Origin of the sequence: Cellulomonas sp. McL0617 (assembly GCF_049994875.1) — a bacterium.
GTDB lineage: Bacteria > Actinomycetota > Actinomycetes > Actinomycetales > Cellulomonadaceae > Cellulomonas.
The window spans coordinates 3,775,838-3,797,500 of sequence record NZ_CP188256.1 but is presented as its reverse complement, the minus strand read 5'-3'; the positions used below and the strand labels follow the sequence as shown (position 1 = coordinate 3,797,500).

General features: G+C 70.7%; 20 protein-coding genes. 16 read left to right on the top strand and 4 right to left on the bottom strand.

Annotated features, from left to right (window positions below):
- The first annotated feature begins 107 nt into the window (after positions 1–107).
- The 3 genes from ACPPVS_RS17385 (at position 108) to ACPPVS_RS17375 (ending at position 2,831) form a co-directional block, all read left to right on the top strand.
- Positions 108–1,127 (top strand): zinc-dependent alcohol dehydrogenase family protein, encoded by a 1,020-nt coding sequence (locus ACPPVS_RS17385; RefSeq protein ID WP_426593477.1) that lies wholly within the window; start codon positions 108–110, stop codon positions 1,125–1,127.
- A 123-nt stretch (positions 1,128–1,250) separates the two neighbouring features.
- On the top strand, positions 1,251–1,649 hold the full coding sequence (locus ACPPVS_RS17380) for a (R)-mandelonitrile lyase (protein ID WP_426593476.1): 399 nt from the start codon (positions 1,251–1,253) through the stop codon (positions 1,647–1,649).
- Positions 1,650–1,898: 249 nt separating this feature from the next.
- Positions 1,899–2,831, top strand: a complete 933-nt coding sequence (locus tag ACPPVS_RS17375; RefSeq protein ID WP_426593475.1) for a cold-shock protein — start codon at positions 1,899–1,901, stop codon at positions 2,829–2,831.
- Positions 2,832–2,867: 36 nt separating this feature from the next.
- Here the strand turns inward: ACPPVS_RS17375 and ACPPVS_RS17370 are convergent, their stop codons facing one another.
- Positions 2,868–3,677, bottom strand: a complete 810-nt coding sequence (locus ACPPVS_RS17370) for a glycerophosphodiester phosphodiesterase (RefSeq protein ID WP_426593474.1) — start codon at positions 3,675–3,677, stop codon at positions 2,868–2,870.
- Between the two features lie 294 nt (positions 3,678–3,971).
- Here ACPPVS_RS17370 and dnaK point away from each other — a divergent pair, with 294 nt between their 5' ends.
- From dnaK to ACPPVS_RS17345, 5 genes are all read left to right on the top strand, one after another.
- Positions 3,972–5,834 carry a molecular chaperone DnaK gene (gene dnaK / locus ACPPVS_RS17365; RefSeq protein ID WP_426593473.1) on the top strand — a complete coding sequence of 621 codons (1,863 nt, stop codon included), beginning with the start codon at positions 3,972–3,974 and terminating at the stop codon, positions 5,832–5,834.
- Complete coding sequence (gene grpE / locus ACPPVS_RS17360) at positions 5,831–6,382, top strand: nucleotide exchange factor GrpE (protein WP_426593472.1); 552 nt, start codon at positions 5,831–5,833, stop codon at positions 6,380–6,382. Before dnaK ends, grpE begins: the two co-directional genes overlap by 4 nt.
- 68 nt (positions 6,383–6,450) lie before the next feature.
- Positions 6,451–7,413, top strand: a complete 963-nt coding sequence (locus tag ACPPVS_RS17355) for a DnaJ C-terminal domain-containing protein (protein WP_426593471.1) — start codon at positions 6,451–6,453, stop codon at positions 7,411–7,413.
- A gap of 2 nt (positions 7,414–7,415) precedes the next feature.
- Positions 7,416–7,829, top strand: coding sequence for a heat shock protein transcriptional repressor HspR (locus ACPPVS_RS17350; RefSeq protein ID WP_426593470.1), 414 nt, complete (start codon positions 7,416–7,418; stop codon positions 7,827–7,829).
- Between the two features lie 66 nt (positions 7,830–7,895).
- On the top strand, positions 7,896–9,128 hold the full coding sequence (locus tag ACPPVS_RS17345) for an aminotransferase class V-fold PLP-dependent enzyme (protein WP_426593469.1): 1,233 nt from the start codon (positions 7,896–7,898) through the stop codon (positions 9,126–9,128).
- On the opposite strand, the gene ACPPVS_RS17340 is transcribed toward ACPPVS_RS17345, so the two are convergent.
- Positions 9,101–10,039 (bottom strand): DJ-1/PfpI family protein, encoded by a 939-nt coding sequence (locus ACPPVS_RS17340; protein ID WP_426593468.1) that lies wholly within the window; start codon positions 10,037–10,039, stop codon positions 9,101–9,103. The two genes, ACPPVS_RS17345 and ACPPVS_RS17340, sit on opposite strands and share 28 nt — an antisense overlap.
- Positions 10,040–10,110: 71 nt before the next feature.
- On the opposite strand from ACPPVS_RS17340, the gene ACPPVS_RS17335 reads away from it, so the two are divergent.
- From ACPPVS_RS17335 to ACPPVS_RS17325, 3 genes are all read left to right on the top strand, one after another.
- Positions 10,111–11,307, top strand: a complete 1,197-nt coding sequence (locus ACPPVS_RS17335) for an MFS transporter (RefSeq protein WP_426593467.1) — start codon at positions 10,111–10,113, stop codon at positions 11,305–11,307.
- Between the two features lie 95 nt (positions 11,308–11,402).
- Positions 11,403–12,386, top strand: coding sequence for an ATP-binding cassette domain-containing protein (locus ACPPVS_RS17330; protein ID WP_426593466.1), 984 nt, complete (start codon positions 11,403–11,405; stop codon positions 12,384–12,386).
- Entirely contained in the window at positions 12,386–13,210 is an 825-nt protein-coding gene (locus ACPPVS_RS17325; RefSeq protein ID WP_426593465.1) for an ABC transporter permease, read from the top strand. Before ACPPVS_RS17330 ends, ACPPVS_RS17325 begins: the two co-directional genes overlap by 1 nt.
- Positions 13,211–13,276: 66 nt before the next feature.
- On the opposite strand, the gene ACPPVS_RS17320 is transcribed toward ACPPVS_RS17325, so the two are convergent.
- Both ACPPVS_RS17320 and ACPPVS_RS17315 read right to left on the bottom strand, forming a co-directional pair.
- On the bottom strand, positions 13,277–13,603 hold the full coding sequence (locus tag ACPPVS_RS17320) for a YbjQ family protein (RefSeq protein ID WP_426593464.1): 327 nt from the start codon (positions 13,601–13,603) through the stop codon (positions 13,277–13,279).
- Positions 13,604–13,644: 41 nt separating this feature from the next.
- A complete protein-coding gene (locus ACPPVS_RS17315) occupies positions 13,645–16,839 on the bottom strand; it encodes a BTAD domain-containing putative transcriptional regulator (protein WP_426593462.1) in 3,195 nt (1,064 codons plus the stop codon).
- 389 nt (positions 16,840–17,228) lie between these two features.
- Between ACPPVS_RS17315 and nrdH the strand changes: the two genes are divergently transcribed.
- From nrdH to ACPPVS_RS17290, 5 genes are all read left to right on the top strand, one after another.
- Positions 17,229–17,483, top strand: a complete 255-nt coding sequence (nrdH, locus tag ACPPVS_RS17310; protein WP_426593461.1) for a glutaredoxin-like protein NrdH — start codon at positions 17,229–17,231, stop codon at positions 17,481–17,483.
- A 26-nt stretch (positions 17,484–17,509) separates the two neighbouring features.
- Positions 17,510–17,926, top strand: a complete 417-nt coding sequence (nrdI, locus tag ACPPVS_RS17305; protein WP_426593460.1) for a class Ib ribonucleoside-diphosphate reductase assembly flavoprotein NrdI — start codon at positions 17,510–17,512, stop codon at positions 17,924–17,926.
- A 35-nt stretch (positions 17,927–17,961) separates the two neighbouring features.
- Positions 17,962–20,043 (top strand): class 1b ribonucleoside-diphosphate reductase subunit alpha, encoded by a 2,082-nt coding sequence (gene nrdE / locus ACPPVS_RS17300; RefSeq protein ID WP_426593459.1) that lies wholly within the window; start codon positions 17,962–17,964, stop codon positions 20,041–20,043.
- Positions 20,044–20,074: 31 nt separating this feature from the next.
- Positions 20,075–21,049 (top strand): class 1b ribonucleoside-diphosphate reductase subunit beta, encoded by a 975-nt coding sequence (gene nrdF, locus ACPPVS_RS17295; protein ID WP_426593458.1) that lies wholly within the window; start codon positions 20,075–20,077, stop codon positions 21,047–21,049.
- Positions 21,050–21,349: 300 nt separating this feature from the next.
- Positions 21,350–21,649 carry a DUF1540 domain-containing protein gene (locus ACPPVS_RS17290; RefSeq protein ID WP_426593457.1) on the top strand — a complete coding sequence of 100 codons (300 nt, stop codon included), beginning with the start codon at positions 21,350–21,352 and terminating at the stop codon, positions 21,647–21,649.
- Positions 21,650–21,663 lie beyond the last annotated feature (14 nt).

Here is a 21,663-nt window from a genome sequence, read left to right as displayed (position 1 = left end):
TCCGGGGGTGCCCCGCCGGTACACCCCTCATCAGGGACTCCCGCGCGCAGCCGTCCCGGCTCACCCTGGGACCAGCAGGAGAGCACCGACAGGAAGGCACCACCACCATGCGAGCAGTCGTCATGTACGCGCCGGGCGACGTCCGGGTCGACGAGACCGCCCGGCCGACGATCGTCGAGCCGACCGACGCGATCATCAAGGTCGCAGCGACCTGCATCTGCGGCTCCGACCTGTGGCCCTACCGCGGAGCCGACCACGTCGACCACAGCGCGATGGGCCACGAGTACGTCGGCGTCGTCGACGAGGTCGGGTCAGCCGTGCGGGACGTCAAGGTCGGCGACTTCGTGGTCGGGTCGTTCTTCGCGTCCGACAACACCTGCGAGATCTGCCAGGCCGGCTACCAGACCCACTGCGTGCACCGCCAGCCCGGAGCCCTGCCCGGCGCGCAGGCCGACTATGCGCGCATCCCGCTCGCCGACGGCACCCTCGTCGCCACACCCGGCACCCCCGACCCGGACCTGATCCCGTCGCTGCTGGCCGCCTCCGACGTGCTCGGCACCGGCTGGTTCGCCGCCGTCGCCGCCGAGGTCGGCCCCGGCAAGACGGTCGCGGTCGTCGGGGACGGCGCCGTCGGCCTGCTCGGAGTCCTGGCCGCCAAGCAGCTCGGTGCCGAGCGGATCATCGCGATGTCCCGGCACGCCGACCGCCAGGCCCTGGCCCGCGAGTTCGGTGCGACCGACATCGTCACCGAGCGGGGCGATGCCGGCGTCGCGAAGGTCAAGGAGCTCACCGGCGGTCTCGGCGCGCACTCCACGATCGAGGCCGTCGGCACCCAGGAGTCGATGATGCAGGCCATCGGTTCCACCCGCGCCGGCGGTCACGTCGGCTACGTCGGCGTCTCCCACGACGTGCAGCTGCCGGGCGAGCAGCTGTTCTTCTCCGGCGTGCACCTCCATGGCGGGCCCGCGCCCGTGCGCCGCTTCCTGCCCGAGCTCATCCAGCTCATCTGGGACCGCACGATCGACCCCGGCAAGGTCTTCGACCTCACGCTCCCGATCGAGCATGCCGCCGACGGGTACACGGCCATGGACCAGCGCCGAGCGATCAAGGTGCTGCTGACCCTCTGAACCCGACGACCTCGTCTCACCGTGCGGGAGGCACCGCGTGCGAGCAGCATCGACGCGAGCGGTCCTCAGGGCGGTCACCGTTCGCGCATCGCACCCGCCACGACCGACGAGAGGAACAGGACCATGAAGTTCACGACGAGCGGTGGCCGGAGCGCCCCGGGCCCGACGGACTGGTTCACCGGGACGGTGTTCGTCGACACCATCCGCAACCCGGACGAGCAGACCGCGATCGGGTGCGCGCACGTGCGCTTCGCCCCGGGCGCTCGCACCGCCTGGCACCATCACCCGAAGGGGCAGACGCTCTACGTCACCGACGGCATCGGCTACGTCGCGCGACGCGGCGGCGACGTCCGGGAGATCCGCCCCGGCGACGTCGTCTACATCGAGCCCGGCGAAGAGCACTGGCACGGTGCCACCTCGGACCGGTTCATGGCGCACGTCGCCATGCAGGAGGCGGACGGCGACGGCGTGGTCGTCACCTGGCTCGAGCACGTCACGGACGACGAGTACGTCCTCCGCTGAGCACTGGTCACGGTCACGCTCACACGGGGGCGCCGCCGTTGTTGCGGGTCTTCTCGACGCACAGCAGCGCGGTGGGCGACGCGCCACCGCACGATCCTGCCCGCGAGCCACGGCATACGACGCCGTGACGCTGCAAGAACGCATCGCACCTGTCCGGAGGACACCGCGCTGACCTGCGAGCGGACGGGTTGGTGTGGTGATGCGCGACACTGGGTGACAGCAACCTAGAGCTTCGACAAGGAGTCAACCGTGCCCCAGGGGACTGTCCGATGGTTCGACGTCGAGCGGGGGTTCGGATTCCTCGATCTCGGCCCCGATGCCGACGACTTGTACGTGCATGCGTCCGAGATCATCAGCGAAGACGGGATTAGGCAGCTCCGCGAGGGACAGGTGGTCGAGTTCGAGGTGGGCGAGGGGGACCGCGGCCCGCAGGCACGCCGCGTCCGGGTCACGGGCGACCAGGCCGCCGACGCGCCCGTGGGCGTCCTCGGCACCGTCGCCTGGTACGAGCCGGGCAAGGGATATGGCTTCATCACGCCTGACGGCGGTCGCGGCGAGATCTTCGTGCACAGCTCGGCCATCGTCGGGGGTGGCGTGATCTCGGACGGGCAGCGGGTGGCATTCCTCATCGTCGACGGGGAGAAGGGGCCGCAGGCAGACCACCTGCTGCCGCTCGGTCCGGAGGCCGCCCGGCAGGCGTCCGACGGCGCAGACGGCACCGTGTCCTGGTACGACGGAGGCAAAGGCTTCGGGTTCGTCACGCCCGACTCCGGCGGCGAGGACGTCTTCGTCCACGTCCGCGAGCTGGCCCGGGGGCTGACCGAGCTGTCCGAAGGAGATCGCGTGACCTACAGGGTCTCTGCCGGTGAGAAGGGCCCGCAGGGCAGCGATGTGCGGCTCGTGGGCGGCTCGGCACCGGGAGGCGCACCCTCGGCGGGTCGCGGTCGGTCGGGCCGACCGACGTCATCCGTCGCCCCGGTGAGCGGCGGCGAGGGCGTCGTCGCGCGCTACGACGCGGAGCGCGGGTTCGGCTTCATCACCCCGGACGCGGGAGGTGTGGACCTGTTCGTCCACGTGTCGGTCGTGCGGGGCGCCGAAGCGTTGCAGGAGGGCGATCGGGTCCGGTACAAGGTGCGTCAGAGCGATCGGGGACCCCAGGCAGACGGCGTCGAGCGGATCTGAGCGAGGACCGTTCGGCATCCGCGCAGCGGGAGGGGATCAGTGTTCGGAGCGGTCCGCGACGGGCGTCCTCGATCCGGCCCGTGAGCGCGCCGAGGCGCGGTCCGGCCGGTTCGTCGTGACCATCCATGCCCGGCCCGGCGTCAGCCAGTACGCGAGCTGGCCGGGTCGGTCGACCGTCCACACGAGCAACGGCAGCCCGAGCAGGTGGACCTCGCGGGCCATCCCGAGCCGGGCGCCCGCCTTGTGCACCACCGCCAGGTTGGCGTCGCACGCCAGGAGCCGACGCACCTGCTCCAGCAGCCAGCGACGCCGACGCCGACGCAGCAGCTGCCCGGCGGCCGGCCGGCCGATCGTGAGCCCGACCAGCAGCTCCGGGTACCGCTCACGGGACCAGGCGCGGATGGCGGCCACGCTGGCGTCGTGACCGGTGGTGACGACCACGAGCTCCGGGCCGAGCAGCTCGACCGCGGACCGCGCGAGGTCGACTTCGGCCGAGCCGTCGTCGCTGTGGAACTTCACGTCGACGTGCGCACCCTTGCCGTGCTCGGCGAGCTGGGCCAGCGCCTCCTCGTACCGCACGACCGGCCCCACCCTCTGAAGGTCCTGCAGCGGCACCGACCCGACCGGCACCCGGGCGCCGCCGCGCAGACGGACCGTGTCGTCGTGGAACAGCACGAGGGCGCCGTCCCGCAGCTTCTGCACGTCGAACTCGACGAACGCCGCGTTTGTGGAGCACGCGAACCGCAAGCCCTCGAGCGTGTTCGACAGATGGCGGGCGCGACCGACACCGCCGCGATGCGCGGACACCAGGGTCTTGCGGCCGGGCGTCGCCCGTGGGTCGTTCACGGCTGGCCTCCGCGGATGGGTGTCGACGAAACCATCGTCGACGCCCGCGCGACCACGCGCCACACAAGACTGCGACCACTCAGATGAGATCCCGCCGCAGCAGCACGACCATGACCGCCTGCCGGGCGTACATGGGCCGCGGGAATGCTTCCGGGCTCCTCAAGGTTGAGCCACACAGACTCAAGTTCGGACCTCACGAGTTTGCGCATGCGCTCGTCGCGACGCAGACTTGAGCGAGCCGGACTCAAGAGCGAGTAACGACACACCCCGCAGCACACGAAAGAAGGCACACACATGGCACGAGCAGTCGGCATCGACCTCGGTACCACCAACTCGGTGGTCGCTGTCCTCGAGGGCGGCGAGCCCACGGTCATCGCCAACGCCGAGGGGTCGCGCACGACGCCGTCGGTGGTCGCGTTCTCCAAGACGGGTGAGGTGCTGGTCGGCGAGATCGCCAAGCGCCAGGCCGTCACCAACGTCGACCGCACGATCGCGTCCGTCAAGCGCCACATGGGCACGGACTGGTCCGCGAGCATCGACGACAAGAAGTACACCGCGCAGGAGATCAGCGCGCGGGTGCTCTCCAAGCTCAAGCGTGACGCGGAGGCCTACCTGGGCGAGCCCGTCACCGAGGCCGTCATCACGGTCCCGGCGTACTTCAACGACGCCGAGCGCCAGGCCACGAAGGACGCGGGCGCGATCGCGGGCCTCAACGTCCTGCGCATCATCAACGAGCCCACCGCGGCCGCCCTGGCCTACGGCCTGGAGCGCGGCAAGGAGGACGAGCTCATCCTCGTCTTCGACCTGGGTGGCGGCACGTTCGACGTGTCCCTGCTCGAGGTGGGCAAGGACGACGACGGCTTCTCGACGATCGAGGTCCGTGCGACCTCCGGCGACAACCGCCTCGGCGGCGACGACTGGGACCAGCGCATCGTCGACTTCCTGGTCGCCGAGGTGAAGAACTCCACGGGCGTCGACCTGGCCAAGGACAAGATCGCCGTGCAGCGTCTGCGTGAGGCTGCCGAGCAGGCCAAGAAGGAGCTGTCGTCGGCGACGACCACCAACATCTCGCTGCAGTACCTCTCGATGAGCGAGAACGGCCCGGTCCACCTGGACACCAAGCTGACCCGCGCGCAGTTCCAGCAGATGACGCAGGACCTGCTCGACCGCACCAAGAAGCCGTTCAACGACGTCATCCGCGACGCGGGCATCAAGCTCTCCGAGATCGACCACGTGGTGCTCGTCGGCGGCTCGACCCGCATGCCGGCCGTCACCGACGTGGTCACCGAGCTCACAGGCGGCAAGGAGCCCAACAAGGGCGTCAACCCGGACGAGGTCGTCGCCGTCGGTGCCGCTCTGCAGGCCGGCGTTATGAAGGGCGACCGCAAGGACGTCCTGCTCATCGACGTCACCCCGCTGAGCCTCGGCATCGAGACCAAGGGCGGCGTGATGACCAAGCTCATCGAGCGCAACACGGCCATCCCGACCAAGCGGAGCGAGATCTTCAGCACCGCCGAGGACAACCAGCCGTCCGTGCTGATCCAGGTGTTCCAGGGCGAGCGCGAGTTCGCACGGGACAACAAGCCGCTCGGCACGTTCGAGCTGACCGGCATCGCGCCGGCTCCGCGTGGTGTCCCGCAGATCGAGGTCACGTTCGACATCGACGCCAACGGCATCGTGCACGTGTCCGCCAAGGACCGCGGCACCAACAAGGAGCAGTCGATGACCATCACCGGCGGCTCGGCCCTCCCCAAGGAGGACATCGAGCGCATGGTGCGCGAGGCCGAGGAGCACGCCGCCGAGGACAAGGCGCGTCGCGAGGAGGCCGAGGTGCGCAACAGCGCCGAGGGTCTCGTCTACTCGACCGAGAAGCTGCTCGTCGACAACGCGGACAAGCTGTCCGACGACGTCAAGACCGAGGTCCAGGCCGCCGTCGGCGAGCTGAAGACCGCGCTCGCGGGCACCGACATCGACGAGGTCAAGGCCAAGCACTCGGCGCTGCTGACCACCAGCCAGAAGATCGGCGAGGCGCTGTACTCGGCGAACAACACGGCATCGTCCGACGAGTCCGCCCCGGCGGACGCGCCGGCCGCGGATGACGAGGACGTCGTGGACGCCGAGATCGTCGACGACGAGGACGAGGCGGCGTCGAAGTGACGTCGGGCGACGGCGAGGACCTGACTCCCGAGGAGCAGGTTCTCGCCGAGGCCGAGTCCATCGCGGAGAACGCGGAGGAGGAGGTCGTCCTGGAGGGTCTGGTCGAGGCCGAACGGATCGCCGCGGAGCGTCTGGACGAGCTCCAGCGCTCCAAGGCGGCCTACTACAACCTCGAGCAGCAGTACTCCTCGTTCGTGAAGCGGTCCAAGGCCGACGGCCTGGCCGCCCACGACCGGGGTGTGCACGCGGTGGTCGAGGCCCTCATCCCGGTCCTCGACGACATCGAGCTGGCACGCCAGCACGGCGACCTCACCGGTCCGTTCGTGTCGATCGCCGAGAAGCTCGAGTCGACGCTGGGGCGGTTCGGCGTGACGCGCTACGGCGTCGCCGGCGAGCCGTTCGACCCGGCGGTGCACGAGGCGCTCATGCACTCGCACTCCGCCGAGGTCAGCGAGCCGACGGTCCAGCTGGTGCTCCAGCCGGGATACCGCACGGCCGACCGGGTGCTCCGCGCGGCCCGCGTGGCTGTGGTGGACCCGGAGGCGTGAACCCCCTGTAGCGTCCGAGCAGACCCACCGTCTGCTCGGACGCTGCGGAACATCTGGAAGGAGGCGTCGTGACTGGTCAGGACTGGCTCGAGAAGGACTTCTACGCGGTTCTCGGCGTCCCCAAGGACGCGGACGCGGCCACCATCAAGAAGGCGTACCGCAAGCTCGCACGCGAGATGCACCCCGACCACAACCCTGGCGACGCCAAGGCGGAGGCCCGGTTCAAGGACGTCGGCGAGGCCTACGCGGTGCTGTCGGACACCGAGCAGCGCGGCCAGTACGACCAGCTGCGGGCGATGGCGGGCGGCGCCCGGTTCACCTCGGGCGGTCGCGGCGCCAACGGCGGCTTCGAGGACGTGTTCGGCGGCATGTTCGGCGGCGGCGCCCCGGGCGGTGGCCGGGTCCGGTACTCCTCGAACCAGGGCGGGTTCGAGGACCTGCTCGGCGGGCTGTTCGGGGGCGGGGGCGCCGGCGGGTTCACGCGCGGCCCGCAGCCCGGCGCGGACCTGGCCGCGACCGTGACCATGCCGTTCCGGCAGGCTGTCGAAGGCTCGCAGGTCTCGCTCAACGTCGAGGGCCGCACGGTCAACGCGCGCATCCCCGCGGGCGTGCGCGACGGTCAGAAGATCCGGTTGCGCGGCAAGGGTCGCCCCGGCGACGGTGGAGCGCCGGCCGGTGACCTCGTCGTCACTGTCGCCGTCAGTCCGCACCCCGTGTTCTCGCTCGACGGGGACAACCTGCGCCTGACCGTTCCCGTCGCGTTCGACGAGGCCGCGCTCGGCGCCACGATCGAGGTGCCGACGCTCGACGGGTCCACCGTGCGCGTCAAGGTGCCCGAGGGCACACCCTCCGGTCGCGTGCTGCGCGTCAAGGGCCGTGGCGTGGCCGGCAAGGGCGACCTGCTGGTCACGGTCTCGGTCGTCGTGCCCCAGCGCCTCTCCAGCGCCGCACGCGAGGCCGTCCAGGCGTTCGGCATCGCGACCTCGGGTGAGGACGTGCGAGCCGGCCTGCTGGACTCGGCGAGGACGTAGCCGTGGCCTCCGAGGACGCCAAGGTCTACGTCATCTCGGTCGCCGCCGAGCTGGCGGGGATGCACCCGCAGACCTTGCGTCAGTACGACCGGCTCGGCCTGGTGATCCCGTCCCGGGCGAGCGGCCGCGGTCGGCGGTACTCGCTGCGCGACATCGCGACGCTGCGCGAGGTTCAGCGCCTGTCGCAGGACGACGGCGTCAACCTGGCCGGCATCAAGCGCATCCTCGAGCTCGAGCAGGAGATCGACGGGTTGCGACGACAGATCGAGTACCTGCGCGCGTTCGTCGACCCTGGTCGGCGCGTGTTCACCGCCGACCCCGCCGGTGACGTCGCGGTCAACCGGACCCGCAGTCGCCGCCCGAGCGGGCCGGCCGACCGCACGGCCGTCGTCCTCTGGCGCCCGTCCAGCCGCTGAGGCCTGGGGCCACTTCCTTGCGGATGGCCCTTCGGTCGTTGCCCGACTCCTGCCTACACTCCGGGCGTGACGATCGATCTCGCCCGGGTCCGTGCCGACACCCCGGGCGTCGAGCACGTCGCCCACCTCAACAACGCCGGCGGCGCGCTGCGCCCGCAGGTGGTGACCGACACCGTGGTCGCGCACCTGCGGCGGGAGGCGGAGATCGGTCCGTACGAGGCCGAGGCGGAGGCCACGGACCGCATCGAGGCGGTGTACGGCTCGGTCGCCACGCTCGTCGGCGCCCGGCCCGACGAGATCGCCCTCGTGCAGAGCGCGACCGTCGCGTGGGACGTCGCGTTCGCGTCGATCCCGCTGAAGCCCGGCCAGCGCATCCTCACCGCCCGCACCGAGTACATCAGCAACGCGATCGCCCTCCTGCAGGCCTGCGAGCGCACCGGCGCCACGCTCGAGGTGGTCGAGGACGACGAGCACGGGCAGGTCGACCTCGACGCGCTCGAGAAGGCGCTGGACGCGGACGTCGCCCTGGTCGCGCTCACGCATGTGCCGACCGGCGGCGGGGTGGTCAACCCGGCCGCCGAGGTGGGCGCGCTGGCGCGGCGGGCGGGTGCGATCTTCCTGCTCGACGCGTGCCAGTCGGTCGGGCAGCTCGACGTCGACGTCGACGCGCTGGGTTGCGACCTGCTGGCGGCGACCGGTCGCAAGTTCCTGCGTGCGCCGCGAGGGACGGGGTTCCTGTACGCGTCGCGCGCGATCACCGAGCGCCTCGTGCCGCCGGTGCTCGGGCTCGGCGCGGCCACGTGGACGTCTCCGACCACCTACGCACCGGTCCCGGGCGCGCGCCGCTTCGAGACGCACGAGCGCTCGATGGCCGACGTCCTGGGCCTCGGTGCCGCCGCCGACTACGCGCTGTCGGTCGGTCTCCCGGCCATCGAGGAGCGCGTGGTGGCGCTGGCCGCGCGTCTGCGGACCGAGCTCGCGCGAATCCCGGGGGTCACCGTCCGCGACAAGGGTGCGCGCAAGGCCGGGATCGTCACGTTCACGGTGGACGGGCGCGCCGCCGACGACGTCCGCGCGTCGGCCGCGTCGCGCGGTGTCAACGTCAGCGTCACGCGGGTCTCGTCCGCCCAGCTCGACTTCGGGGCGCGCGGGCTGACCGAGGTGGTCCGCGCGTCGCCGCACTACTACACGAGCGACGACGAGCTCGACCGCCTGGCGGCGACGCTGCGCCCTGCTCGAGGTGCACGAGCCGGAGCCGAGGGGATCGGGCTTCAGGAGGCCGCGAACGACCTGCGGTAGTCCGACGGGGTCACGCCGACCGCGCGGCGGAAGTGCACCCGCAGGTTCGAGGCCGTGCCCAGGCCGCACTCGGCGGCGACGCGGTCCGACCCCCAGTCGCGTGTCTCCAGCAGCTCGCGGGCACGGTCCACCCGCGCGGCGACGAGCCAACGCAGGGGGGTCGTCCCGGTCTCGACGACGAACTGGCGGGCGAACGTGCGCTCGGACAGGTGCGCGTGCTGGGCGAGCGTCGCGACCGTCAGCGGCTCGGTGAGCATGCGCAGGGCCCACGCTCGCGTCGCCGCCAGCGAGGTGTCGGTGACGGGAGCGACGGGCCGCTCGATGAACTGCGCCTGGCCGCCCTCACGGTGCGGCGCCGCGACCATGAGCCGGGCCACCTCGTTCGCCACCGCGGCACCGTGGTCGACGCGCAGCAGGTGCAGGCAGACGTCGATCCCGGCGGCGACGCCGGCGGACGTGATCACCGACCCCGCGTCGACGTAGAGCACGTCCGGGTCGACGTCCACCCGGGGGTAGAGCGCGGCCATCGTGGACGCCAGCCGCCAGTGCGTCGTCGCGCGCCGCCCGTCGAGCACCCCGGCCGCGGCCAGCGCGAACGCGCCGCCGCAGATCGACACGAGCCGCGCGCCGCGGGTGTGGGCGCTGCGCAGGGCGTCGAGGACCGCCGCCGGGATCTCGCGCGCCGGGATGTCGAAGGCCGGGACGACGATCGTGTCGGCGTCGGCCAGACCCTCCAGCCCGTGCGACGCGACGACCGGATACCCGCCCGAGGTCATTACCGGACCGGGCTCCGCACCGCAGAGCACCAGCTCGTACCCCAGCGCCGGCAGCCGTCCGAGGATCTGGAACGGCATGCCGACCTCCATGGCCAGCACACCGTCGAGCGCGAGGACGGCGACCTTCGTGGACATGGCAGGAATCTATCGCACATTGGCAATCCTGCCGATGGCCCGCGAACCCGCAGGTCAGCCAGGCTGGCGGCGTGACCCAGACCGCCCTGGCCGACCCCCGCGCCCTGACTCGCCGACTCGTCCCCGCCCAAGCTCTGTTCGTCCTCGGGACCTCCGTCGACCTGACCCTCACGGGCATCGTGGGCGCTCACCTGGCCCCCACCCGCGCGCTGGCGACGCTCCCGTTCAGCCTCATCCCGGTCGTGGCGGCGTCGACGACGTTCGCGCTCTCGCGCTGGATCGGCCGCAGCGGCTACCGCCGGGTCTTCACGTTCGCGGCGTCCGTCGCCGTCCCGGCCGGGCTCGTCTCCGCGCTCGCGGTGCAGCGACGCGGCTTCTGGTTGTTCTGCCTCGGCACCGCCCTGATCGGCGTCTACCAGGCCGGCGCCGGGTACTACCGGTATGCCGCCGCCGAGTCGAACCCGTCCGAACGTGCCCGCGCCGTGAGCACCGTCCTGGCCGGCGGGCTGGTCGCGGCGCTCATCGGACCCTTCCTGGCCACGGCGGTCGGCGGGTTCACGGCCACGCCGTACGTGCTGTCCTACGTGCTGGTCGCGTGCGCGGGCGGCGCGGCGGCGATCTGGAACGCGACCATGCCGGAATCGCTGGCCACGCTCGCCGCGCCGGCCGCCACGCCGAGCGACGGCGCCGTGCGCTCGCGGAGGGTCCTCTGGCGGCAGCCCAGCCTGCTGCTCGGCGTCGGGGCGGTGGCCCTGGCGGCCGTCTCGATGACGTCGATGATGACCGCCGGGCCGATCGCAGGCATGTCGATGGGCCACTCCGAGGGCGAGGCCGCGTTCAGCGTCCAGCTGCACATGGTCGGCATGTTCGCGCCGGGATTCGTCGTCGCGCGCTGGATCGGCCGCGTCGGCGAGCGCCGGATCGCGATGATCGGCGCGCTCTTGCTCGCGGTCGCCGGGGCGGCCGCCGCGGTGAGCATGGCGTCGTGGGCGTTCCTGGCGGCCATGTTCGGCGTCGGCGTCGGCTGGAACCTGGCGTCCAGCGGCGGCAGCGCCATGGTCACTGCCGCGTACCGCCCGGCCGAGCGCGGCCGCGTCCAGCCGATCGCCGAGCTGACCTCCACGACGGTCCAGGTGATCGGCGCCCTGAGTGCCGGCGCGCTCGCGTCGGGCGGCGGCTGGCAGGGTCTAGGAGTCGCGGTCGCCGCCCTGTCGATCGTCGTCGTCGTGCTGGCGGCCGCCCGCCGCCCGAGCGCCGGTCTGCTGTAGCGACTTCCTGCTGAAAGCGGCGCCGACACCGACTGACATGCACCGTGTCGGTCGCGTGTCGGCGCGCTGTCAGCGGCGTCGTCGAGGCTGGAGCCATGACAACAGACCTGGTGATCGAGGCCCACGGCCTCGTCAAGCACTTCGGCGAGACGAAGGCCCTCCAGGGCGTCGACCTCGCCGTCGCTCGCGGCACCGTCCTCGGTGTGCTCGGCCCCAACGGAGCGGGCAAGACGACGGCGGTCCGCATCCTGTCCACCCTGCTCACCCCCGACGCCGGCACCGCCCGGATCGGCGGCTTCGACGTGGTCAAGGACGCCGTCCGCGTCCGCCAGTCGATCGGCCTCACCGGCCAGTACGCATCCGTCGACGAGGACCTCTCCGGCCGCCAGAACCTCGTGCTCTTCGGCATGCTGCTCGACCTCGGCAAGGCGGGCGCCCGCGCCCGGGCCGCCGAGCTGCTCGAGTGGTTCGACCTCACGGCCGCCGCCGACCGGCCCGCCAAGACCTACTCCGGTGGCATGCGCCGCCGACTCGACCTGGCCGCGAGCCTGGTCGGGCGCCCGGACGTCATCTTCCTCGACGAGCCGACGACCGGCCTGGACCCCGCCAAGCGTGAGGACATGTGGGACGTCGTCCGCTCCCTGGTGACCGAGGGATCGACGGTCCTGCTCACCACGCAGTACCTCGAGGAGGCCGACGCGCTGGCCGACGAGATCACGGTCATCGACCACGGTCGAGTGATCGCGCACGACACCCCCGAGGGCCTCAAGCGCATCGTCGGCGGTCAGACCCTCGAGGTCCGTCCGTCCGACCTGACCCGGCTGGAGGAGACCGCGACGATCCTGGCGCAGGTGTCCTCCGACGGGCGCGCCGAGGAGATCCGCAAGGGCGTCCTCGCGGTCCCGGTGGCCGACGACTCCGCGCTCACCGCCACGGTCTCCCGCCTGGCGAGCGTCGGCATCGGCGTCACCGAGCTCTCCCTGCACCTGCCCAGCCTCGACGAGGTGTTCTTCACGCTCACGGGTCGTACCGCGTCCGAGGACGACACCACCGTCACCCCAGAGAAGGAGGTGGCGTGATGTCCACCCTCACCACTCCCATCGCACGACACACGCCGTCGGCCGCGATCGCGGTCAAGAAGCGGCCGCTCCCGCTCATCCGGCACTCGCTCTCGCTGGCCAAGCGCAGCCTGATCAAGACGGCACGCACGCCCGAGGCGCTCATCGACGTCACGCTGCAGCCGGCGATCTTCCTGGTGATCTTCGTCTACATCTTCGGCGGCGCGGTCGCCGGTGACACGCACACCTACCTGCAGTTCCTGCTCCCGGGCATCCTGGCCCAGACGATCGCCCAGGGCTCCATCTCCATCGGCGTGAACCTCAACACCGACATGGAGAAGGGCATCTTCGACCGGTTCAAGTCGCTGCCCATCCCCCGGTCGGCGCCGTTGGTCGGGTCCGTGGTCGGCGACGTCGTCCGCTACGTGATCGTCACGGTCTCGACGCTGCTGGTCGGCTACCTGATGGGCTTCCGCATCATGACCAACCCGCTGAGCGCCCTGGCCGGCTGCCTGCTCGCCGTGCTATTCGCCCTGTGCCTGAGCTGGGTGTCGGTGTTCGTCGGCATGAAGGTACGGACCTCGGGTGCGGTGCAGGGGATCATGTTCCTGATCGTCCTTCCGCTCAGCTTCGCGTCCAACGTGTTCGTGCCGGCGGCGACCCTGCCGAGCTGGATGCAGCACGTCGTGGCGTGGAACCCGCTGACCCACCTCGTCGCGTCGGTCCGCGGTCTGTTCCTCGGCACGCCGATGGGCGACAGCGTCTACTGGACGCTGGCCTGGTGCGTCGGGCTGGTCGCGGTGTTCATGCCGCTGGCCATGCGGGCCTACCGCAAGAAGGTCTGACCCACGACGAACGACGGGCGGTCAACCCACACGGGTTGGCCGCCCGTCGGCGTGCTGATGCCGGAACTATGCCTGGACGATCACGACGGCCGTGCCGTAGGCCACGATCTCCTGGTAGCCGGCACTGACCTCGTTGGCGTCGAACCGCATGGCGAGCACGGCGTTGGCGCCGCGGGCGCGGGCGGTCTCGACCATTCGCTGCATCGCCTCGTCGCGGGTCTCCTGCAGCTGCTTGGTCAGGCCCTTCAGCTCGCCGCCGACGAACGCCTTGAACCCGGCGCCGATCTGCGTGCCGACGTTGCGCGCGCGCACGGTCAGGCCGGTCACCTCGCCGAGGACCGCCTGGACGCGGTAGCCGGGGGCGTCGTTCATCGTCGAGACCAGAAAGTCCATCACGTTCCCCTTGTGCGAGCCGATGTTGCGCCGAGCGTAGGTCAGACGACGGTCGCCGCGAGCTCGCGGATGCGCGTGGCGGCGTCGGGGCCCGACCGGTCGCGCCAGGCGCTCAGGGCGGCCTCGCGGTCGTCGTCGTCCCCCAGGATCCCGGCGAGCGACGCACCCGTCCCCAGCTGGAACAGCATCGCCAGGTTGGCGCCCAGGCGGATGCCGAGCGACCACAGCTCGCGCGCGGCCGCAGCATCCCCGCGGAAGGCGGCGAGCTCCGCGGCGCCGAGGGCGTAGGAGCCGAGCACGGGCATGTCCGCCATCGTCTGCGCGTCCGGGCCGGCCAGCTCGAGGAGCTCGACGGCACGGGCCTCGGCGATCCGGTCGTCGGCTGCGCTGAGGCCGGTGGCGCGCAGGTGCACCACGGCGGCGGCGACGCGGAACAGGACGCGCGCCTGCGGTGCAGGGATCCTGCCCGACTCGATCATGGCGGACGCCGCCTCGGCGTGGCGCACGGCCTCGCCGGACCGCCCGGCCGCCCAGGCGACGTGCGCGAGACCGATGTGCGCCTGCGCGATGTCCATGTCCTCGACCTGCGGGGAGAGCGTGACCTCGCGCAGCCGCTCGACCGCGTCCTGCTCGCCCGCGAGCGCGCGCTGCACGTCGAGCAGCACCCGGATGCTCCGCACGTCCTGCTGGGCGCCGACGAGCTCGAGGTGCCCGACGCTGCGGAGCAGCCACTCCTCGGCCTCGGGCTCGCCGCGCGCACCCTCCCACTGGCCGACACCCTGGGCGGCCATGCCCATGCCCCAGTGGTCGCCCGCCAGCTCGAACGTCCGGTAGGCCTCGCGGGCGTCGTCGCTCGACATGCTCGGGTCGCCGGCGTTCTCGCGCGTCGCTGCCCGCAAGAACAGGCCGAGGCCGCGCAGGAACGGGTCGTCGTTCGAGATCATCCGATCGGCCGAGGCGAGCGCGACGGAGGTGTCCATGGTGGACAACCCCGGGAGCAGCGACGCCAGGGCCGTCGTGCGCGGGGACACCTGCTCGGGGCGGTCGGTCATCACCCGCCGGATGACCCGCCCGGCGAGCGCCGCGATCCGGTAGGACTCGGACGCGCCCGCGTTGATCGCGGCGAACACGGAGGCCGTCGCCACCCGGTCGGCGTCCGGCAGCGGTCGACCGGAGGCCGCGCCGCGGTAGAGGGCGGACCGGGTGCGGGCGACGGGGTCGTGCGCCTTGAGGATCAGCGGCGCCCACTCGACGACCTCCAGGTGCGCCCCGCGCACGCTCCACAGGTGGAACAGCGCGGTGGCGATCCGCACCGGCGCCACCTCGTCGTCGTGGTCGAGGGCCCAGCGCAGCGCGGCGAGGAGGGACTCCTGCTGCTGCGCGCAGCGGCCGAGCGCCTCGACCTGGTCGCGGCCGACGAACTTGTCGGCCAGGCGGCTCGCCTCGACCCCGGCCCACCGAACCAGGCCGTTCATCGCCGGGGCGCGCTCGCCCGCGGCGTCCAGCCTCGCCTCGCCGTACTCCCGGACGGTCTCGAGCATCCGGTACATGGCCGGACCGGCGTCGTGGTCGTCGAGGCTGAGCAGCGACTGCTCGACCAGCGTGGCCAGCCCGCGGCGCACGATGTGGGGCTGCGTGCCGGCGACGGCGATCGCGGTCTCGGCCGTGAATGCCGTCGGGATGACGGACACGCGCTGCAGCAGGTCGCGGTCGGCGGGCTCCAGCAGCTCGCGGCTCCAGTCGACCATCGCCCAGAGGCTCGCGTGCCGTTCGGGCAGCCCGCGCAGGGCGTCGTCGAGCAGGGAGAACCGGTCTGTCAGGCCGTCGAGCACGTCCTCGACGGCCATCGACCGCAGCCGTGCGGCGGCGAGCTCGAGCGCGAGCGGCAGGTTGTCCAGGCGGTGGCAGAGCTCGAGGGCGCGCTCGGGCTCCCAGCCCACCCCTGCCCGCCCCGCCCGCGCGCGCGCCTCCAGGAGGGCCAGGGCGTCATCGTCGGGGAGCGTCCGCAGGCGGTGCACGGCCTCGCCGACGAGCCCGAGGGGTGCGCGGCTGGTGGCCAGGACCACGACGTCGTCGGATGCCACGGCGAGCAGGTCGCCGACGACGGTCGCGGCCGCGTCCAGCACGTGCTCGCAGTTGTCGAGGACGAGCAGGCCGTCGAGGTCCTGCGCCGCGAGCCGCAGCCGGTCCTCGGGCGAGAGCAGCTGGCGCGGCAGCGCGAGCTCGACGCGGGAGGCGGCCGCGTCGGCGCCGCCGATCGCCGCCAGCACGGTCGGGAGCACCTCGCCGGGCCCGCGCACGCCCGCCAGCTCGATCACGCGGACGGGCCGACCACCCGCGGCCGCGCGCCGGGCGACCTCGGTGGCCAGCCGCGTCTTGCCCGCCCCGCCGGTGGCGACGATGGTGACCAGCGAGGTCGTCGCGAGCGCCGCCTCGAGCTCGGCGACGTCCTCGTCGCGACCGACGAGCGCCGTCGCGGGGCGACGCCAGGCGCCGGGAAGCTGCACGCGCTGCACGGGGACGAGGACGTGCGCGGGCGGTGGGGGCGGTGCGGCGAGCTCGCCGCGGAGCAGGGCCAGGTGGGCCTGCGCGACGACGGGCGACGGGTCGGTGCCGTACCGGTCGGCCAGGTCGTCGCGGACCCGCTCGACCACCTCGATCGCCTCGGCGTCGCGACCTTGAGCGGCCAGCACGCGCACCAGCAGCGCGACGAGCGGTTCGTCGGGCGGGGTGCGCAGCGCGCAGCGGCGCAGGTCGTCGACCACGTCCGCGGTGTCCCCGACCGCCAGGCCCGACTCCGCGCGGACGCCGACGATCTCGGCGAGCAGCCGGGCCGTCGCGGCGTCGTCGAGATCGGGGACGGCGGGCACGAGGGCCCGTGCCTGGATGCTGAGCAGGTGGGCGGTGCCGGGGTCGTCCTTCTTGAGGGCGGCTCGCGCGCGTTCCAGCAGCGCCTCGGCCTCCGCGACGTCGATCTCGAGGTCCTCGGTGGGCAGCCGGTAGCCGCCGGCCGCCCCGGTGACGGGCAGCCCGAGCCGACGTGCCCGGGAGACCAGCGCCTGGACCGCGCCGCCGGCGTCGTCCGGCGGGATGCCCTCCCACACGTCCTCGACGAGCACGGCCGACGAGACCACGCGCCCGCGCGCGGCGAGCAGTGCACCGATCAGGGTGACGAGCTTGTCCCCGCGGACGGGTTGGCCGTCGACGGCCAGCGCCCCGAGGGTGGTGATCTGCACGTGCACAGCATCGCGCACCGCACCGACGTGGGTCGCGCACGACCGCTGAGCCTGCTCTCAGAACCGCCCGGCGTGTCGCGTCCCCGGCCCGCCACCCGACGATTTTCGGGCGAATCGGACACGCGGCGTGTGCATGGCGATGTGCACCGGCCTGTGGGTGTCCTATGGGGGTCTGTGGATGCCTGTGGACGCCGCTGCGAACCCGCTGGTGAGGGGTCGTGTCAGTGGTCCGCGGTAGCCTGGTTCTTGTCCACAGGGTGAAGAATGACATCCATGTCACTACAAGCCCTAGTGGTCCATTGCTTCCCCGACCACTAGGTGTAGTGTCTTGCCAAGCCGATCAGGGCGGGCTCGGGGGAGCGCGCAGCAGCCAGAAATCAGGAGCCACGATGACGATCACGGTCTACAGCAAGCCGGCCTGCGTGCAGTGCACGGCGACCTACCGTGCGCTCGACAAGCTCGACGCCGAGTACGACGTCGTGGACATCAGCCAGGACGCCGACGCGCGTGACTACGTCATGTCGCTCGGCCACCTGCAGGCGCCGATCGTCGTCGTGGACGGCGCCCTCGGCGAGCACTGGTCGGGCTACCGCCCCGACCGCATCAAGGCGCTCGCGGAGCGTCTGGCCACCGCCGTCGCCTGACGGCGCCCTGCTGAGGGGATCAACCGATGAGCGCCCTCATCTACTTCTCCTCGGCCTCGGACAACACCCACCGATTCGTCCAGAAGCTCGGTCTCGACGCACAGCGCATCCCGCTGAAGCCGACAGACCCGTTCCTGCACGCCTCCGAGCCCTTCGTCCTGGTCGTGCCGACCTATGGCGGGGGCAACGAGGGTGGGGCAGTACCAAAGCAGGTCATCAAGTTCCTCAACGACGAGGACAACCGTGCACTGATCCGTGGCGTGATCGCGGCCGGTAACACGAACTTCGGCGAGAAGTACTGCATCGCGGGGGACATCATCGCGGCCAAGTGCCGTGTCCCCTACCTGTACGGCTTCGAGCTCATGGGTACGAGCGAGGACGTCCACAACGTCCGTGAGGGATTGGGAAGATTTTGGCAACGACAGTCGCAGATACCCGCGTAGAGACGTCCGGCCTGGATTACCACGCCCTGAACGCCATGCTGAACCTGTACGGCGCGAACGGGGAGATCCAGTTCGACAAGGACCGTGAGGCGGCGCGGGCGTACTTCCTGCAGCACGTCAACCAGAACACGGTCTTCTTCCACGACCTCAACGAGAAGCTCGACTACCTCGTCGAGAACAAGTACTACGACCCGGCGGTCCTGCTGCAGTACGACCGCGCCTTCATCAAGACCCTCTTCGAGTACGCGTACTCCAAGAAGTTCCGCTTCCAGACGTTCCTGGGCGCCTTCAAGTACTACACGTCGTACACGCTGAAGACGTTCGACGGCAAGCGGTACCTGGAGCGCTTCGAGGACCGTGTCTGCATGGTCGCGCTCGCGCTGGCCGAGGGGAACCAGGACTTCGCCGTCTCGCTCGTCGACGAGATCGTGTCCGGCCGCTTCCAGCCCGCCACCCCCACGTTCCTCAACCTCGGCAAGGCGCAGCGCGGCGAGCCCGTGTCCTGCTTCCTGCTGCGCATCGAGGACAACATGGAGTCCATCGCGCGCGGCATCAACTCCGCCCTGCAGCTGTCCAAGCGCGGCGGCGGCGTGGCCCTCCTGCTCAGCAACATCCGCGAGCACGGCGCGCCCATCAAGCACATCGAGAACCAGAGCTCGGGCGTCATCCCCGTGATGAAGCTCCTCGAAGACTCGTTCTCGTACGCCAACCAGCTGGGTGCCCGCCAGGGCGCCGGTGCGGTCTACCTGCACGCGCACCACCCGGACATCTACCGGTTCCTCGACACCAAGCGCGAGAACGCCGACGAGAAGATCCGCATCAAGACCCTCTCGCTGGGCGTCGTCATCCCGGACATCACGTTCGAGCTGGCCAAGAAGAACGAGCCGATGTACCTGTTCTCGCCGTACGACGTCGAGCGCGTGTACGGGGTGCCGTTCGCGGACATCAACGTGACCGAGAAGTACTACGAGATGGTCGACAACGCGGCCATCAAGAAGTCCAAGATCAGCGCCCGCGAGTTCTTCCAGACGCTCGCCGAGCTGCAGTTCGAGTCCGGCTACCCGTACGTCATGTTCGAGGACACGGTGAACCGGGCCAACCCGATCGCCGGCAAGATCACGCACTCGAACCTGTGCTCGGAGATCCTGCAGGTCTCCACGCCGTCGACGTACAACGAGGACCTCTCCTACAAGGAGGTCGGCCGCGACATCTCCTGCAACCTCGGCTCGATGAACATCGCCCTGTCGATGGACTCGCCCGACTTCGGCAAGTCCGTCGAGACCGCGATCCGCGCCCTGACCGGCGTCGCCGACCAGACGAACATCGAGTCGGTGCCGTCGATCAAGAAGGCGAACGCCGGCGGCCACGCCATCGGCCTCGGGCAGATGAACCTGCACGGCTACCTGGCCCGCGAGCGCATCTTCTACGGTTCCGACGAGGGCCTCGACTTCACCAACATCTACTTCTACACGGTGGCGTACCACGCGATCCGGGCCTCGAACCTGCTGGCCCAGGAGCGCGGCACCGCGTTCGAGGGCTTCGCGGACTCGAAGTACGCGACGGGCGAGTACTTCGAGAAGTACACCGAGAAGGAGTGGAAGCCGAGGACGGCTCGCATCGAGGCGCTGTTCGCCGAGGCCGGCGTGCACGTCCCGACGCAGGACGACTGGAAGGCGCTGTCGGCCCTCGTGCGGGAGCACGGCATCTACAACCAGAACCTGCAGGCGGTCCCGCCGACCGGCTCCATCTCCTACATCAACCACTCGACGAGCTCGATCCACCCGATCGCGTCGAAGATCGAGATCCGCAAGGAAGGCAAGATCGGCCGCGTCTACTACCCGGCGCCGTTCATGACGAACGACAACCTGGAGTACTACCAGGACGCGTACGAGATCGGCTACGAGAAGGTCATCGACACCTACGCCGAGGCCACGCAGCACGTCGACCAGGGCCTCTCGCTGACCCTGTTCTTCAAGGACACGGCCACCACGCGTGACCTGAACAAGGCCCAGATCTACGCCTGGCGCAAGGGCATCAAGACGATCTACTACATCCGCCTGCGCCAGCTCGCGCTGGAGGGCACCGAGGTTGAGGGCTGCGTCTCGTGCATGCTCTGACCCCTCTCGACCACACGAAGGAAGCAACCCGATGAGCGAGAAGCTCAAGCTCGTCAGCCGCGTCTCGGCGATCAACTGGAACCGTCTGGACGACGACAAGGACGCGGACGTCTGGGACCGCCTCGTCGGCAACTTCTGGCTGCCCGAGAAGGTGCCGGTGTCCAACGACGTGCAGTCGTGGGCCACGCTGACGGAGCAGGAGAAGACGCTCACCATGCGCGTCTTCACCGGCCTGACGCTGCTGGACACCATCCAGGGCACCGTCGGCGCCGTCTCGCTGATCCCCGACGCGATCACGCCGCACGAGGAGGCCGTCTACACCAACATCGCGTTCATGGAGTCGGTGCACGCCAAGTCATACAGCTCGATCTTCTCCACGCTGTGCTCCACCAAGGAGATCGACGAGGCGTTCCGCTGGTCGGAGGAGAACCCGAACCTGCAGCGCAAGGCCGAGATCGTCATGAACTACTACCGCGGCGACTCGCCCCTGAAGCGCAAGGTCGCCAGCACGCTGCTGGAGTCGTTCCTGTTCTACTCGGGCTTCTACCTGCCCATGTACTGGTCCAGCCGCGCCAAGCTCACCAACACGGCCGACCTCATCCGCCTGATCATCCGCGACGAGGCCGTGCACGGGTACTACATCGGCTACAAGTACCAGAAGGGCCTCGAGAAGCTGTCGGCGGCCGAGAAGCAGGAGATGAAGGACTACACCTTCGAGCTCCTCTTCGAGCTGTACGACAACGAGGTCGAGTACACGCAGGACCTGTACGACGGCGTCGGCCTGACCGAGGACGTCAAGAAGTTCCTGCGCTACAACGCCAACAAGGCGCTGATGAACCTCGGCTACGAGTCGCTGTTCCCCCGCGACGAGACCGACGTCAACCCGGCGATCTTGTCGGCCCTGTCGCCGAACGCCGACGAGAACCACGACTTCTTCTCCGGGTCGGGCTCGTCGTACGTCATCGGCAAGGCCGTGAACACGGAAGACGACGACTGGGACTTCTGACCAGCCGCTCAACCGCAGCCTGCGAACGGCCGATCTCCGAGTGGGGATCGGCCGTTCGGCCGTCTAGCGAGAGGGGGCTGCATGTGCGAGACGACAGGGCGGGTCGCCTTCGCACCTGCGGGGGCCGACCGGGACCGTAGCCGCAGGTGAGGCGCCCGGACGAGCGTCCGACTGAGGGCACCCTCACCTCAAAATGGCCTCTGACCTGCGGGTAAGCAAGGGCTCATTGGCTAGGCACGGTGCCCGGAACGGGTCTACCGTCGAAGCAAACGCGCCGCCCCGGTCCCCATGGAGGTCGTCATGAGCACGCTGATGGACATGCCCGCCGTCGACGAGTGTTCGGTCGCCGGCTGTTCGTACAACGACCACTCGCACTGCCACGCGGCCGCCGTCACGATCGGCGGGGGCACCGGCGACGCGCAGTGCACCACGTTCATCCCGCTCGGCGTGAAGGGCGGCCTCGACAAGGTCGTCACCCACGTCGGCGCCTGCCAGCGCTCGGAGTGCACGCACAACTCGCACCTCGAGTGCACCGCCGCGTCGATCCGCATCGGTGCAGGTCACGACGAGGCCGACTGCCTCACGTTCGCGACGGCCTGATCCGCCGATCGTCG